This is a genomic window from Pseudomonas sp. S11P7, from assembly GCF_023195435.1.
Lineage (GTDB): Bacteria > Pseudomonadota > Gammaproteobacteria > Pseudomonadales > Pseudomonadaceae > Aquipseudomonas > Aquipseudomonas fluorescens_G.
On the sequence record NZ_JALPKS020000002.1, the window covers coordinates 2,807,884 to 2,823,413 of the forward strand.

Annotated in this window: 9 protein-coding genes; 7 read left to right on the forward strand and 2 right to left on the reverse strand. The window is 59.8% G+C overall.

Going from position 1 to position 15,530, the window contains the following annotated elements; all coding sequences use genetic code 11:
- Positions 1 to 45: 45 nt before the first annotated feature.
- The gene (gene cobM, locus M0746_RS12935; RefSeq protein ID WP_258449449.1) at positions 46 to 792 is read left to right on the forward strand and encodes a precorrin-4 C(11)-methyltransferase; all 747 of its coding nucleotides are present in this window, start codon (positions 46 to 48) and stop codon (positions 790 to 792) included.
- 123 nt (positions 793 to 915) lie between these two features.
- Here cobM and nfuA read toward each other — a convergent pair whose 3' ends face one another.
- On the reverse strand, positions 916 to 1,500 hold the full coding sequence (gene nfuA / locus M0746_RS12940; RefSeq protein ID WP_003225494.1) for a Fe-S biogenesis protein NfuA: 585 nt from the start codon (positions 1,498 to 1,500) through the stop codon (positions 916 to 918).
- Between the two features lie 268 nt (positions 1,501 to 1,768).
- Here nfuA and M0746_RS12945 point away from each other — a divergent pair, with 268 nt between their 5' ends.
- On the forward strand, positions 1,769 to 5,452 hold the full coding sequence (locus M0746_RS12945; RefSeq protein ID WP_258449450.1) for an SET domain-containing protein: 3,684 nt from the start codon (positions 1,769 to 1,771) through the stop codon (positions 5,450 to 5,452).
- A gap of 299 nt (positions 5,453 to 5,751) precedes the next feature.
- The gene (locus M0746_RS12950; protein WP_258449451.1) at positions 5,752 to 6,264 is read left to right on the forward strand and encodes an SET domain-containing protein-lysine N-methyltransferase; all 513 of its coding nucleotides are present in this window, start codon (positions 5,752 to 5,754) and stop codon (positions 6,262 to 6,264) included.
- 58 nt (positions 6,265 to 6,322) lie between these two features.
- Here the strand turns inward: M0746_RS12950 and M0746_RS12955 are convergent, their stop codons facing one another.
- Positions 6,323 to 8,617 (reverse strand): fatty acid cis/trans isomerase, encoded by a 2,295-nt coding sequence (locus M0746_RS12955; RefSeq protein WP_258449452.1) that lies wholly within the window; start codon positions 8,615 to 8,617, stop codon positions 6,323 to 6,325.
- Positions 8,618 to 8,771: 154 nt separating this feature from the next.
- Between M0746_RS12955 and metH the strand changes: the two genes are divergently transcribed.
- The 4 genes from metH (at position 8,772) to M0746_RS12975 (ending at position 15,530) form a co-directional block, all read left to right on the forward strand.
- A complete protein-coding gene (gene metH, locus M0746_RS12960; RefSeq protein WP_258449453.1) occupies positions 8,772 to 12,482 on the forward strand; it encodes a methionine synthase in 3,711 nt (1,236 codons plus the stop codon).
- A gap of 188 nt (positions 12,483 to 12,670) precedes the next feature.
- The gene (locus M0746_RS12965) at positions 12,671 to 12,889 is read left to right on the forward strand and encodes a DUF2970 domain-containing protein (RefSeq protein ID WP_258449454.1); all 219 of its coding nucleotides are present in this window, start codon (positions 12,671 to 12,673) and stop codon (positions 12,887 to 12,889) included.
- Between the two features lie 504 nt (positions 12,890 to 13,393).
- Positions 13,394 to 15,052: a nitrite/sulfite reductase gene (locus M0746_RS12970; RefSeq protein ID WP_258449455.1), complete on the forward strand. Its 1,659-nt coding sequence runs from the start codon at positions 13,394 to 13,396 to the stop codon at positions 15,050 to 15,052.
- The gene (locus M0746_RS12975) at positions 15,036 to 15,530 is read left to right on the forward strand and encodes a DUF934 domain-containing protein (protein ID WP_208937660.1); all 495 of its coding nucleotides are present in this window, start codon (positions 15,036 to 15,038) and stop codon (positions 15,528 to 15,530) included. The genes M0746_RS12970 and M0746_RS12975 overlap by 17 nt, the downstream gene beginning before the upstream one ends.

Here is a 15,530-nt window from a genome sequence, read left to right on the forward strand (position 1 = left end):
TCTTCATCTGAAGCGTTGTCGCGCCTCTTCTTCAAGGATTCAACGATGACCGTTTACTTCATCGGCGCCGGCCCCGGTGATCCGGAATTGATCACCGTCAAAGGCCAGCGGCTGATCCGCCAATGCCCGGTGATCATCTACGCCGGTTCACTGGTACCCGCCGCGGTGCTCGAAGGCCATCAGGCGCAAACCGTGGTCAACAGTGCCGAGCTGCACCTTGAACAGATCATCGAGCTGATCAAGACCGCGCACGCCAACGGCCAGGACGTCGCGCGGGTACATTCCGGCGATCCGAGCCTGTATGGCGCAATCGGCGAACAGATTCGCTGTTTGCGCGAGCTTGATATCCCGTTCGAGATCGTTCCGGGGGTCACGGCCACCGCCGCCTGCGCGGCGCTGCTCGGTGCCGAACTGACTTTGCCGGACGTATCCCAAAGCGTAATTCTGACCCGCTATGCCGATAAAACCGCGATGCCGGCGGGCGAAGAACTGGGAAATTTGGCACAGCATGGCGCGACCATGGCGATTCACCTCGGAGTCAATCATCTGGAGAAGATCATTCTCGAGTTATTACCTCATTACGGCGCGGATTGCCCGATTGCGGTGATTCATCGGGCGACGTGGCCGGATCAGGACTGGGTGGTGGGCACGCTGGCGGACATTGCCGACAAAGTTGCCGCGAAAGGCTTTCGGCGTACGGCGTTGATTCTGGTCGGGCGGGTGTTGGGTAGCGAGGTGTTCAGTGAGTCGTCGTTGTATCGGGCGGGGCATGCGCATTTATACAGGCCGTGAGCTGGAACGCGGAGCGTCCCGGGCGGCGTTACCACGCAGAGCGTGGGAACGATCAAACATAACTGCGGGGCATAAAAAAACGGCGCTCACGGGGCGCCGTTTTTTCTGTTCGCAGCGAACGCCTTAGTAGTAGGCGTTTTCTTTCTGCGTGTGGTCGGTCACGTCGCGCACGCCCTTGAGTTCCGGGATGCGCTCGAGCAGCGTGCGCTCGATGCCTTCCTTCAAGGTCACGTCGGCCTGGCCGCAGCCCTGGCAACCGCCACCGAACTGCAACACGGCAATGCCGTCTTCAACCACATCGATCAGGCTGACCTGACCGCCGTGGCTGGCCAGCCCCGGGTTGATTTCGGTTTGCAGGTAGTAGTTGATGCGTTCGTTGACCGGACTGTCGGCGTTGACCATCGGCACTTTGGCGTTTGGCGCCTTGATGGTCAGCTGGCCGCCCATGCGGTCGGTGGCGTAATCGACCACGGCGTCGTCAAGAAACGCTTCGCTGAACGAATCGATATAAGCGGTGAAGCTTTTCAGCCCCAGCGCCGTGTCTTCAGGTTTTTCTTCGCCCGGCTTGCAATAGGCAATGCAGGTCTCGGCGTACTGGGTGCCAGGCTGGGTGATAAAGACGCGGATGCCGATGCCCGGGGTGTTCTGCTTGGACAGCAGATCAGCCAAGTAATCGTGGGCGGCGTCGGTAATGGTAATAGCGGTCATGGAAACTCCTCGCAGGCTTGGGCGCAGTTTACGCCAATCGGCGCGCGGGACAAAGTCCCAGTATTTTTGTCGGAAAAAGCCGGGCGTTTGCCCTCGCCCGCTCACTGACGGTGGCGACGAGTGGGCGTTTGGCCGGCTGCTGCGCTGTTAACAAATGGAAACCCAAGCACATTCGGGCCCCTATATATGTATCCCTCAGCCAGTTTTCCATGCCCCTATATTCACGGCCTTCGACTATTTACCAGCCGCTACGGTTCAAAGGCCTTGAATGTCTACCTCGTTATCCCGTTTCTACAACAAGACGCCGCCTCGCAGATTGCAGGATCTCAACCACCTGATCAGCTACCTGCATGGGCTCATCAACGATCAGTTCAACACGGATGCCCGTCAGCTCTATTACTGCCCGCCCGCCGCCTCCGCGTTGGGGCGCGAGTGCAAGGAAGCATTCCGTGTCCTCAGGAAACTCGAAACAGACGAAGACTTCATCCAGCACTTGTCCACGCCAGCCACGGTCGATCATTCGTTGTTGGGCAAAGATTTCCTCTATGACCTGCTGTCTTTCCACCTGAGTTCGACCAGAACGCCAACGCCTGACCCGCCGGAAGTTTTCCCCATCGCCGGTTACTCGGTCACGCTGAGGGAAGTTCCGTTGTATTGGTCCATCGACGTGGATGTCTTGCTGGACATCCATCGCAAGGTCGGCAACGGACTCAAAAGTGATGGTTCGGTGCGGCTCGACCTGGTGCTCGCCTGGTACACGCTGGTGCCTCGACGCCCTGCCACTTCTGCCGATTGGCAGCGCCTCCTGAACAATCTGGTCGAGCAACGCGCGTTATGGCTGCTCGGGCATCAAGGGCCAGTCAGCGATTTCGAGCATTTGTTCAGCGCCAATGGCGACGCCACGATCATGCGGGTGGTACGCAAGATCGAAGCCGAAACCTCACGGTGCTTGCTGGCAAACGTCGTACCGGTGAAAAGCAACGGCAAATTCGAGAAGCTGGCCAGCTCCACACCGATAGCCCTTTTGCAGACAGCCCTGCAATCGCCACACAACCTGCAACTGGCACAACGTATCGCCACGGAGCTGGACTGGTACGCCGCGCCAGACAAGCCAAACGGTCCAGCCAGCGTACTGACAAAGCTGTTATGGCGAGCGCTCTGGCTGAGTATCAAGCCGGGTCCGCATGGCAACAACCAGAACGAGTTGCAGATACTGATCGAGCCCGGCTGTCGTTACACGGCCATATACGAGTCATTGATCGAACACTTTCAACGATCGCTATCGGTCAATCGGCCCATTGCGCTGTTAGCGGTGGCCATCATGAAAAGAAATGTGGCCAGCGAAGCGTGGGTCGAAGACATTCCCGAGGACCTTCCGTACGCCACATCCAGCGCCTGGGTCAACTTCAAGAGCGGTTTCATTCTCGCCGAATCGGTGGCGCCTGGCTCCTCGCGGCACATGACTTTTGAACAGTTGCTTAATCTGCCGGCAGAACACTTTCAGGCGTTTGCCCACGATATCGAACATCAGCGTCTGGTCGCTGCCGCCAAAGTCCGCCCGACCGTAGAGTGGGGAGCGGCGATGGGGTTGTACGCCATACGTCAGACGGCTTACCCAACCCGCGAAATAGAACAGGCGTTGAGCACGCTGGAACAGCATGAGCGAGAAATGGCCAATGCTCTGTCAAACCTCACGCTCCGGCCCCCGAGTCGCTTTCGATATCCCTCTGAGGCGGCGTACGACGAGGCATTTGATGCGTGGCTGACCACGCCACGAGCGGCCTACAAGAGCCTGATCAAAACATTGCTGGCCCAGTATCTGCCCGCATGCCGGGGCGACCTCGAGCGCGATGAAGTGAGGGTTTACTCGTTGCGCCTGCCGCTCAACGACACGCAGGTCGAACACGAGAACAAGACCAACACCGACGCGGTCCGTGCCCGCTGCGGGTTTATCCTGCGAATGGTCAACCCGGCTTATCCATGGAAGGCCCGCTACATTGAAGTCATCCCCCGTGCGGGTGTCGTGCGCCTGCGCAAGGATATTGATTCACTGAAAGTCGGCGGCGAGATCAAGGTCGAGACGGTTGGCTCGAGCAGTCGCAGCAGCCGCGGCTCCTTCAGAAAAGGCACCCGCCTGCCCTTTGACTGGGAAGCCTACCGCGACGGCGCCAAACCCAGAGCAGATCAGCATGCCAACCTGATTGCCGAGCAGGTCGGCGAGACGTTTGCCGCAGTTCCCATCGAACAGCGCGCGCCGGATGTAGCAACCCGTACCCTGCCCTTCGCGGCCAATAACCTGACTTCTATCCGGGCAGAAAAACTGGCCGTGATGATTGCCCGCGAACTGTTTTATCGAGATGAGTCGGCGTTGCTCGAAGATACCCGCAAGGCCACGCGCAGCACGGATATCGGCAGGGATTTTCTCGAAGACCTGAACTTCTGGGGAAAAATGTTCGTACCCTTCTGGGCGGCCATCGACGATCTGGCATCCGGCGAGCCTCAGCGCATCGAGAGCGGCGGGCTTGGCCTGTTCACCGATATTGTGTCGTTTGGCCTGCCGATTGGCCGATACCTCGCCGGTTGTACGCGGGTGGTCAGCCTGGCAGGCAAGATTGGCCTGCGTCTCGCCTTGCCAAAATTTGCCAGCCTTACGCGAACCCTGTTGATCTCGACGCTGCGCGAACTCAACCCGCTGGAGTCAGTGTTGGCGGTGCTCAGGCTCGGGCGCTTCACGCTGCGCAAGGTTGGCGCTGCGGTCATGCGTCAGGCACGCCTTGGCATTGCCCAACTGCGCGATGGTACGGTGACCGCTCAGCACTTGATCGCGGTTGACCCGACCACCTGGAAACCGCGCCTGCCCGGTGACCGGCTGTGTACGGTCGAGGGGATTGCCAATATTCCCATGCGCAACGTCGGCAGCGTCGACATGGCGGACTATCGGCTCATCGACGCGCTGACGAACCAGGCTTTCGGCCCGCGCTATCGCGAGCCAGTGACGGTCATGAGCAACAGCAGCCCGTTGCTGCGTCCCTACGCGGTCAAACCGCATTGGATTGCCGGCCTCAAAGCCGACGCGCGAGGGATCTTTTTCCGCCCTGGATACAACCAGAAGTTCATTTGCAATATCGATGAACACGGGACTGTCGCGGTTTACCAGATACGTGAAAACTCCTATGGATTCATTCAGGAAACCGCGCAAACCGGGGAAAACAGCTTTTCCGTGGTACTGGTCAATCCGAAAAACAACCGTGACCTGTCGATCAACCTCTCATCGGTGCAGCCCGGCCATTGGTACAGCCGGGAAATCCGGGTCAGAGGCGGCGCGCCGGATGATCCGAACGTGATTACACCCTTGCATCTGCAGCAGTGGTCGCAGTTCAGCGAGCATGTGCTGGAGGTCACCCTTGAGGCATTCGCGAAGAAACATCGTCTGGACCCGGCCGCTTTCAGGCAATTCGTCCACACACAAGGGCAATTGAAACCGCTGGGCCAACAAGTACTGGATCGGGCCGACACTGCGCGTACGGTCGTTACCTACGAACATCTGCGGGACTGGCGCAGCCTGTCGCAGGAAGCCCGCAACACCCTCAGCCGCGAAGGCTTCGCCGCCACGCACAATCTTGACCCGCAGGACTTCGTTTCCCACGTCAACAGCGATGGGTCGTTCCGGGCTCCGGGCAAGGTGCTGGAGAAATATGCCCATAACCAGGCATTCACGCCTTTGACCGCAAAACATATCGAGCAATGGCGTGTGCGTTACATCGCTACCGGGTCCGCCAGCACCATGAGTACGTTCCTCGATGACAACAATCTCGACCCGGTGCTCTGGTCAACGTTTGTCAATGATCGGGGCGAGTTGAGAAGTGCAGTCCCAGAGTGTTTGCAATTGGTCGCGGCCTCGGACTCCGCGCTTATGCGCGCTCGAAAATCCCTTCCCCCGGTTCGGGAATAAAATCCGCTTCCTGGCAGATGCCGCAGCCGCCATCGCCTCGCGAAACAGGGCCACTTTCGCCGCCGACTGCTGGCAGTTCCAAGCGACCTCGACTGGACAGTGCTGCGCCAGACAACGCCCGCGCTGCTGACCTGACCCCTTCGCTTGGGCATCACATCAATAACGACGCCCCGATTCTTCAGGACCCGACGGATGTCAGGATCAGCCTGACGGGCAAACTGGAAGGTGATATCGACAACATAACCATCACCGAAACCAATCGCTTTCTTGCGGGGTTTGAGGGCCCCAGACTCAAGGAAATGACGCGCCGAATCACCGAAGACGTCCAGGATTGGATCAGGGATGAAGGCCGCCATCACGACAGACTGGTCAGTCGACTCGAGGTCAGACGACCGCTCGACGGTCCGGAACGCGGGTTGTCGGTATTTGCCAAAGTCGATATCGAGCCATTCGAAGTGCTGGGGCCCTACACCGGCAAACTGCACCGCACGACCAAATCCGTACGGGCGGAAATGCTGGAGAAATCCACCGAGAAAGTCAGCACCTTCCTTTTCGCAACGGCAACGAAGGGCGCCACTCTGAGCGGTCATGGCAACAGCAACATGCTGAGCCTGATCAACGCGGTCAATGTGCCCGGCCAGGCCAACATCGGTGTCGAAAACGTTGGCTCGATCTATGTTGGCAAATACATGGTGTTTTTGCTCGCATGGGAGAAGATTCCGGCAGGCACCGAACTGTTCCTCGATTACGGCTCGGATTACTGGAAAGCCTTCAAGCCTGCTGGCGCACTGTCAGCGCCCGATCCGACATGAGCGCTGCCCTGCATTGACGCACCGACGGCGCGGGCCCGCGGCCTGCGTCATCGCCTGCTCACAGATTCTCGTAGCGATTCATGTCCAGCACGCCCTCTTCCACCGGATCAGTTTCGTGCAGGTATTGGCTCAGGTCATGGAAATAGAACCAGAACTGCGGGTGACTACGACGAATACCCCAGCGCTCGACGATTTTTTCGAAACGCTCGGCATCTCTGGCGTTTTCCATGGCATCGGCAAACGCTGGCACCTGATCCGCCGGGACGTTGAAGATGAAGTTCGGGTAACTGGTCAGCACGCCCGGATAGATCGTCAATGTGTCGAGCCCCGGCTGATAGCGCAGCGATTCACCAAGCAGAAACGCCACGTTGCTGTGTGCACGATTGCGCAGCAGGCTGTACACCTCACGTTTACCGCCAGCCGTTTCGATGCGTAGCAGCGTCGCTTCCGGCAACTGATCGATCACCTTCATGCCGGCCGCCGGGCGCGAGGCCAGGCGGCTCAGGGCCTGCTCGGCATTTTGCAGCGCCGGATCGATGTTCGGCCGCGAGCAGTAAGCGCCATCACAACGATTGATCGGATCGGGCCGCGCATTGAGATCACCGTAACGCGCCAGCAATTGCCGGGCGAAGTCGCGTTTGGGGTCTTTTTCGTCGAGCTTCAGCGCGGTCGGTTTGTCGTCATCGATGGCTTCGTAATCAAGCCACATCTTGAACTGGCCGCTGCTCTGGTACCAATCGTTGAGGTAGTCCTCACGGGAATCGGCGGGCATCAGCCGCAGGAAGTTCTGCTCGGCGCCGTTGCGGATCAGGTCGAAATACAGACGCGTCTGTGCCTGATGGGAGACATTGCCAAACACATCGAAGTTGACCGCCAACTGATAATAGGTGCGCTCCAGCAACGGATAGTCGAACAGCCACATCGTCTGCGGTACATCGCCGATCAAGCCCTTGACCACCGCCGCGCTGTCGAAATGCCGAAAAATGCTCAGCAGTGCGTTGTCGTTGCCGGCCCACAGGGTCGACCAGCTCGGCGCCGGGATTTCAGCGTAGTTATCGCGGCGCAGTGCCTCGTATTCATTACGTTTGTTGCGGTAGTTGCGCCACAGGCTCAGCACACTGCCGACATCATCGTTCTGCCCCGGCATGGCCAGTAGCGGCGTGGCCTGACCGCGATAAAGCGGGTCGGTGATGTACAGGTCATGTTCCGGGGCCTGGAACAGCGCCCAGAAGTTGTCGCGAATCACGTCAGTCGCGATTTGCCCGCGGCACACCGGACCGCGAATAAAGGTGCGGACAAAGTATTCCGCGTTGTCGAGCATGAACTGGTAGCGCGCCTGCGCCGGAATCGCTTCGAAGGTGGCAAACGGGTTGGCGCGACTCTGCGGGCCATAACCGGGCAACGCATCGACCTGCCAGTTACCGCTGTAGAACAGGCTTTTGACCCGCGCCATCTTCGCCGCGCTCAGCGGATAGGTGATGTGGGTTTTATGCACGATCACCCCTTGCACCGGCCACAAGCGGTAATACACCTGCGTGCCCGGATCGTCGTTGGGCCGACGCGTGGCGATCAGGTCGATTGGCTGGCCGGTCGGTGTGCGCGAACGCACCCACTGGAAAAAATGTCCCGGCTCACCGTCCTTGAAATAGATGTGCGCCAGGTACCAGTGCTCGAACAGCCAGCGCCCGACCAGACTCTGCCGCGCGCCGGGGGCGTTGAGCAGGTTTTCCCACTGGACGATCTGCAACGCCTCTTTGGCGCTCGGCGCCAGCCCCTGCTCATCGATCGGCGCGCCCGACGCCAGCCAGCGCTGCAAGGTCTGATATTGCTGGTCGGTCAGCCCGGTGACCGCCAGCGGCATGCCTTCTTTGGGATGCGCGCCGGCGTACGCGTCAAACTCAGCGGGCATCGCGCACAGATTGCTGCGGTTGAGTCCCAGCACAATCTCTTGCGGCAGTTTGGCGTTCGGCGTCAGCGGGGTGTTGTGGCCGAGTTCCAGCATGCGCGCCATCAGTGCCGCCTGGCTGCCCTGGGCATCGAGCACCGAATAGAAATCCTTCTGCTGCCAGGCACGTTTGCCAAAGGCGTCGTAGAACAATCGGGTGGTCGGCGCCGCCTGGGTACGTTCGCCGTCGTAGACCGGCATCTTGCTCGCCCCACGCGCGGCACCTTCGCCGCTGCCCAGGTTCAACTGGCAGGCCGAGTCATAACAGGCGTGGCAGGCGACACATTTCTCGGTGAAGATCGGCTGGATATCGCGCGTGTAACTGATCGGGGACGAAGTCGCAGGCGTCTGCGCTGCAGCAACGCCGCTCAGGAACAGCAACATGAAACTGATGACGCGGTACGACATGCTGCTGATCCCGATGGTAAAAAAGGCTGCGATTCTACCGTTATGACGTCCGTACCAACATGAGCGATATTCATGGAAAAGCCTGACATGCTCTAAAAGCGCACAGGTTTGTTATGATCCCGCTCCTTCGTAATGGTCTTTTCGAGTAGTCCACATGTCCGATCGCAGCGTCCGCCTTCAAGCTCTCAAGCAAGCCCTCAAAGAGCGCATCCTGATTCTCGACGGCGGGATGGGCACGATGATCCAGAGTTACAAGCTCGAAGAGCAGGATTATCGCGGCAAGCGCTTTGCCGACTGGCCGAGTGACGTCAAGGGCAACAACGACCTGCTGGTGATCACCCGTCCGGACGTGATTGGCGGCATCGAGAAAGCCTATCTCGACGCCGGTGCGGACATTCTCGAAACCAACACCTTCAACGCCACACGCATTTCCATGGCCGATTACGGCATGGAAGAGCTGGCCTACGAGTTAAACGTAGAAGGCGCACGCCTGGCCCGCAAGGTGGCCGACGCCAAGACCGCCGAGAATCCGGCCAAGCCACGCTTCGTCGCCGGCGTACTCGGCCCGACCAGCCGCACCTGCTCGCTGTCGCCCGACGTCAACAACCCCGGCTACCGCAACGTCACCTTCGATGAGCTGGTGGAGAACTACACCGAAGCCACCAAAGGCCTGATCGAGGGCGGCGCCGACCTGATCCTGATCGAAACCATTTTCGACACCCTGAATGCCAAAGCGGCGATTTTCGCCGTGCAGGGCGTGTTCGAAGAGCTGCACATCGAATTGCCGATCATGATTTCCGGGACCATCACCGATGCGTCCGGCCGGACCCTGTCGGGGCAGACCACCGAGGCGTTCTGGAACTCGGTGGCGCACGCCAAGCCGATTTCCGTGGGCCTGAACTGCGCGCTCGGCGCCAGTGAGCTGCGTCCGTATCTGGAAGAGCTGTCGAACAAGGCCAGCACCCATGTGTCCGCGCACCCGAACGCCGGCCTGCCGAACGAGTTCGGCGAATACGACGAGCTGCCGTCGCAAACGGCCAAAGTCATCGAGGAATTCGCCCAGAGCGGTTTCCTCAACATCGTCGGCGGTTGCTGTGGCACCACGCCGGGGCACATCGAAGCCATCGCCAAGGCCGTCGCCGGTTACGCGCCGCGGCAGATTCCGGAGATTCCCAAGGCGTGCCGCCTCTCGGGTCTGGAGCCGTTCACCATTGATCGCAGCTCGCTGTTCGTCAACGTCGGCGAGCGCACCAACATCACCGGTTCGGCCAAGTTCGCCCGTCTGATCCGTGAAGACAATTACACCGAAGCGCTGGAAGTCGCCCTGCAGCAGGTCGAGGCCGGCGCGCAGGTGATCGACATCAACATGGACGAGGGCATGCTCGATTCGAAGAAGGCCATGGTGACCTTCCTCAATCTGATTGCCGGCGAGCCGGACATCTCGCGCGTGCCGATCATGATCGACTCGTCGAAATGGGAAGTGATCGAAGCCGGCCTCAAGTGCATTCAGGGCAAGGGCATCGTCAACTCGATCAGCATGAAAGAAGGCGTCGAGCAGTTCATCCACCACGCCAAACTGTGCAAGCGCTACGGCGCGGCGGTGGTGGTGATGGCGTTCGACGAAGCCGGCCAGGCCGACACCGAAGCGCGCAAGAAGGAAATCTGCAAACGCTCCTACGACATTCTGGTCAACGAAGTCGGCTTCCCGCCGGAAGACATCATCTTCGACCCGAACATCTTCGCCGTGGCCACCGGCATCGAAGAACACAACAACTACGCGGTCGACTTCATCAATGCCTGCGCCTACATCCGCGATGAGCTGCCGTACGCCCTGAGCTCTGGCGGCGTGTCCAACGTGTCGTTCTCGTTCCGTGGCAACAACCCGGTGCGCGAGGCGATTCACTCGGTGTTCCTGCTGTATGCGATCCGCGCGGGCCTGACCATGGGCATCGTCAACGCCGGTCAGCTGGAGATCTACGACCAGATCCCGCAAGAGCTGCGCGACGCCGTTGAAGACGTGATCCTCAACCGCACGCCGGAAGGTACCGACGCCCTCCTCGCCATCGCCGACAAATACAAGGGCGACGGCAGCGTCAAGGAAGCCGAGACCGAAGAGTGGCGCAACTGGGACGTCAACAAGCGTCTGGAGCATGCGCTGGTCAAGGGCATCACCACGCACATCGTCGAAGACACCGAAGAATCGCGCCAGTCGTTTGCGCGCCCGATCGAAGTGATCGAAGGCCCGCTGATGTCCGGCATGAACATCGTCGGCGACCTGTTCGGCGCCGGCAAAATGTTCCTCCCGCAAGTGGTGAAATCCGCGCGTGTGATGAAGCAGGCCGTGGCGCACCTGATCCCGTTCATCGAACTGGAAAAAGGCGACAAACCGGAAGCCAAAGGCAAGATCCTCATGGCCACGGTCAAGGGCGACGTGCACGACATCGGCAAGAACATCGTCGGCGTGGTGCTCGGCTGCAACGGCTACGACATCGTCGACCTCGGCGTGATGGTCCCGGCGGAGAAAATCCTCCAGGTCGCCAAAGAGGAGAAATGCGACATCATCGGCCTCTCCGGCTTGATCACGCCGTCGCTGGATGAAATGGTCCATGTCGCGCGCGAAATGCAGCGTCAAGATTTCCACCTGCCGCTGATGATCGGTGGCGCAACGACTTCCAAAGCGCACACTGCGGTGAAGATCGAGCCGAAGTACAGCAACGATGCCGTGGTTTACGTGACCGATGCTTCGCGTGCGGTGGGCGTGGCGACGCAGTTGCTGTCCAAGGAACTGAAGGCCGGTTTCGTCGAGAAGACCCGACTGGAATATATCGACGTGCGTGAGCGCACCTCGAACCGCAGCGCCCGCACCGAGCGCTTGAGCTACGCCGCCGCCATCGCCAAGAAGCCGCAATTCGACTGGGCCAGTTACCAACCGGTGAAGCCGACTTTCACTGGCAGCAAAGTGCTCGACAATATTGATTTGAAGGTGCTGGCCGAATACATCGACTGGACGCCGTTCTTCATTTCCTGGGACCTGGCCGGCAAGTTCCCGCGCATCCTCGAAGACGAAGTGGTCGGTGAAGCCGCCACCGCGCTGTACAAGGACGCGCAGGAAATGCTCGCCAAGCTGATCGACGAGAAGCTGATCAGTGCCCGCGCGGTGTTCGGTTTCTGGCCGGCCAATCAGGTGAATGAAGACGACATCGAGCTGTACGACGACAACGGCAAGCCACTGGCCAAGCTGCATCATTTGCGTCAGCAGATCATCAAGACCGACGGCAAGCCGAACTTCTGCCTCGCCGACTTCGTCGCACCGAAGGACAGCGAAGTGACCGACTACGTCGGCGGTTTCATCACCACGGCCGGTATCGGCGCCGAAGAAGTCGCCAAGGCCTATCAGGACGCGGGCGACGACTACAACTCGATCATGGTCAAGGCGCTGGCCGACCGTCTGGCCGAGGCGTGCGCCGAGTGGCTGCACCAGCAGGTGCGCAAGGAGCACTGGGGGTACGCCAAGGATGAAACGCTCGACAACGATGCGCTGATCAAAGAGCAATACCGCGGCATCCGCCCGGCCCCCGGCTACCCGGCCTGCCCGGACCACACCGAGAAGGCTGCGCTGTTTACCCTGCTCGATCCCGAAGCGGCCGAAATGCGCGCCGGACGCAGCGGTGTGTTCCTGACCGAACACTACGCGATGTTCCCGGCGGCGGCGGTCAGCGGCTGGTACTTCGCCCATCCGCAGGCGCAGTATTTTGCCGTGGGCAAGATCGACAAGGACCAGGTGCAAAGCTACACCGCGCGCAAGGGCCAGGACCTGAGCGTGACCGAACGCTGGCTGGCGCCGAATCTGGGTTACGACAGCTGAGGCGAAGGCCCGGGAAATCGGGGGACATACATCGCTCCTGTAGTTGAAGCGGCAGCACATCATCCGCGCCGACCCGTGCAGCGGTACATCGTTATCGGATCGCGAGAGCGTTGTTACCTCGCGTCTGGGACTGTGACGGGCGGTTATTTGACTATGCTGATCAGGAACGACTTCGTGGAGAGGGATATATGGACGATCCAGGCGACAACAAACCGCCGACCCTGTGGCAGATGCTGCACAGCGTGATGGCAGCCGCGTTCGGGGTGCAGAGCGGCAAGAACCGCGAAAGGGATTTCACCCACGGCAAGCCCAGCCATTTCGTCATTCTGGGGGTCTTGTTCACAGCCCTGTTCGGCGTGACGCTGTTTGCCATCGTCAAACTGGTGCTGTATCTGGCCGGGGTTTGAGACCTGCATGAAAAAACTCCGGGCCATGACTGAACGATCGAGCCTTGTAACTGGCGAACCACCGGCTACAGGCTTGCGGTCAGGCCCGGCGTTTCACTTACTGATGACTGACCCAGAATACCGCTGTCCCTACGACGAGAATGATCAGGAACAGGATGGCCCACGCATCGACACTGCTGTCGCTCTTTCTTGCCTTGGTCGGATTGCTCATTGCATCGCCTCTTGTCGGTTTTATCGGTGATTGCAGAAAGACTCGACCACAGTTAAGACGAAGATTGTCCGCACGACAAATGTGGATTAGTTGACGGCGATTCTCGTTAGGCGATTTGGTTCTTTACATATACTCAAACATCACTTTTGCGCATAACTGCAAACGGGTATATTGCCCCGGCTCCGTCAGGGAGTGCGCGGCCGTGCGCGCAGAATTGCAGAGGCACAATCGGACTCCAGCAAGCGAAAACGCAGCGTTTTCCGAGTAGCCCAAAGCCTGAGAACAGGACTTATATGTACGTATACGACGAGTACGATCAGCGGATCATCGAGGACCGCGTCAAGCAGTTCCGTGATCAGACCCGACGCTATCTGGCAGGTGAGCTGAGCGAAGAAGAGTTCCGCCCCCTGCGCCTGCAAAATGGCCTGTACATCCAGCGTTTCGCGCCGATGTTGCGCGTGGCCGTGCCGTACGGCCAACTGACCTCGCGTCAGGTGCGCATGATGGCCAAGATTGCCCGCGACTACGACAAGGGCTACGCCCACATCAGTACGCGGCAGAACGTGCAGTTCAACTGGCCGGCGGTCGAAGACATTCCGGACATTCTGGCTGAACTGGCCACCGTGCAGATGCACGCCATCCAGACCAGCGGCAACTGCCTGCGCAACGTCACCACCGATCAGTTCGCCGGTGTCGCCGCTGACGAAGTGATCGACCCGCGCCCCTGGTGCGAAATCATTCGCCAGTGGACCACGTTCCACCCGGAATTCGCTTACCTGCCGCGCAAATTCAAGATCGCCGTCAACGGTTCGACCACCGACCGTGCCGCCATTGAAGTCCATGACATCGGCCTTGAGCCGGTGTACAGCGCCGCTGGCGAACTGGGCTTCCGCGTGCTGGTCGGCGGTGGCCTCGGTCGTACGCCGGTCGTTGGCGCCTTCATCAACGAGTTCCTGCCGTGGCAGGACCTGTTGAGCTATCTCGACGCCATCCTGCGGGTCTACAACCGCTACGGCCGTCGTGACAACAAGTACAAGGCGCGGATCAAGATCCTCGTCAAGGCGCTCACGCCTGAAGTGTTCGCACAGAAAGTCGATGCGGAAATGGAGCACCTGCGCGGTGGCCAGACCACGTTGACCGAAGCTGAACTGCAGCGCGTCGCCAAGCACTTTGTCGATCCTGACTACAAGGCGCTGGACAACCAGACCGCGCAACTGGCCGATCTGGACAAAGAGCATCCGGGTTTCGCCCGCTGGCGCAGCCGCAACACCCTGGCCCACAAGAAGCCGGGTTACGTGGCCGTGACCTTGTCGCTGAAGCCGACCGGCGTGGCGCCAGGCGACATCACCGACAAGCAACTCGATGCCGTCGCCGACCTGGCCGAGCGCTACAGCTTCGGTCAGCTGCGCACCTCCCACGAGCAGAACATCATTCTCGCCGACGTCGAGCAGAGCCAGTTGTTCACCCTGTGGGGTGAATTGCGCGAGCAAGGTTTCGCTACGCCGAACATCGGCTTGCTGACCGATATCATCTGCTGCCCTGGCGGTGATTTCTGCTCGCTGGCCAACGCCAAGTCGATCCCGATTGCCGAATCGATCCAGCGCCGTTTCGACGACCTGGACTACCTGTTCGATATCGGTGAACTGGACCTGAACATCTCCGGTTGCATGAACGCCTGTGGTCACCACCACGTCGGTCACATCGGCATCCTCGGCGTGGACAAGAAAGGCGAAGAGTTCTATCAGGTGTCCCTCGGCGGCAGCGCCAGCCGTGACGCGAGCCTGGGCAAGATCCTTGGCCCGTCCTTCGCTCAGGACGCCATGCCTGACGTGATTTCGAAGCTGATCGACGTGTACGTTGAACAACGTACCGAAGACGAGCGCTTCATCGACACCTATCAGCGTATTGGCATCGACCTCTTCAAGGAACGCGTCTATGCAGCGAATCATTAAGAACAACGAAGTCGTCGACGAAACCTGGCACCTGCTGCCCAAGGATTTCAACATCGACGAGATCAGCAACTGCGACGACCTGATCGTTCCACTGCAACTGTGGCGCGAGCACAGCCGCATGCTCAAGGCCCGCGACGGCGGTCTGGGGGTCTGGCTGGACGCTGACGAAGAAGCCGAAGAGATCGGTGAGGACGTCAATGAGTTTCAGGTGATTGCCCTGAACTTCCCGGCTTTCACCGACGGCCGCAGTTACTCCAACGCACGCCTGTTGCGTGACCGCTATGGCTTCAAAGGCGAACTGCGGGCGATTGGCGACGTGCTGCGCGATCAACTGTTCTACATGCATCGCTGCGGTTTCGACGCCTTTGCCATCCGCGCCGACAAAGACCCGTACGAAGCACTGGAAGGTCTCAAGGACTTCTCGGTGACCTACCAGGCCGCGACGGACGAACCGCTGCCGTTGTTCCGTCGCCGTTAA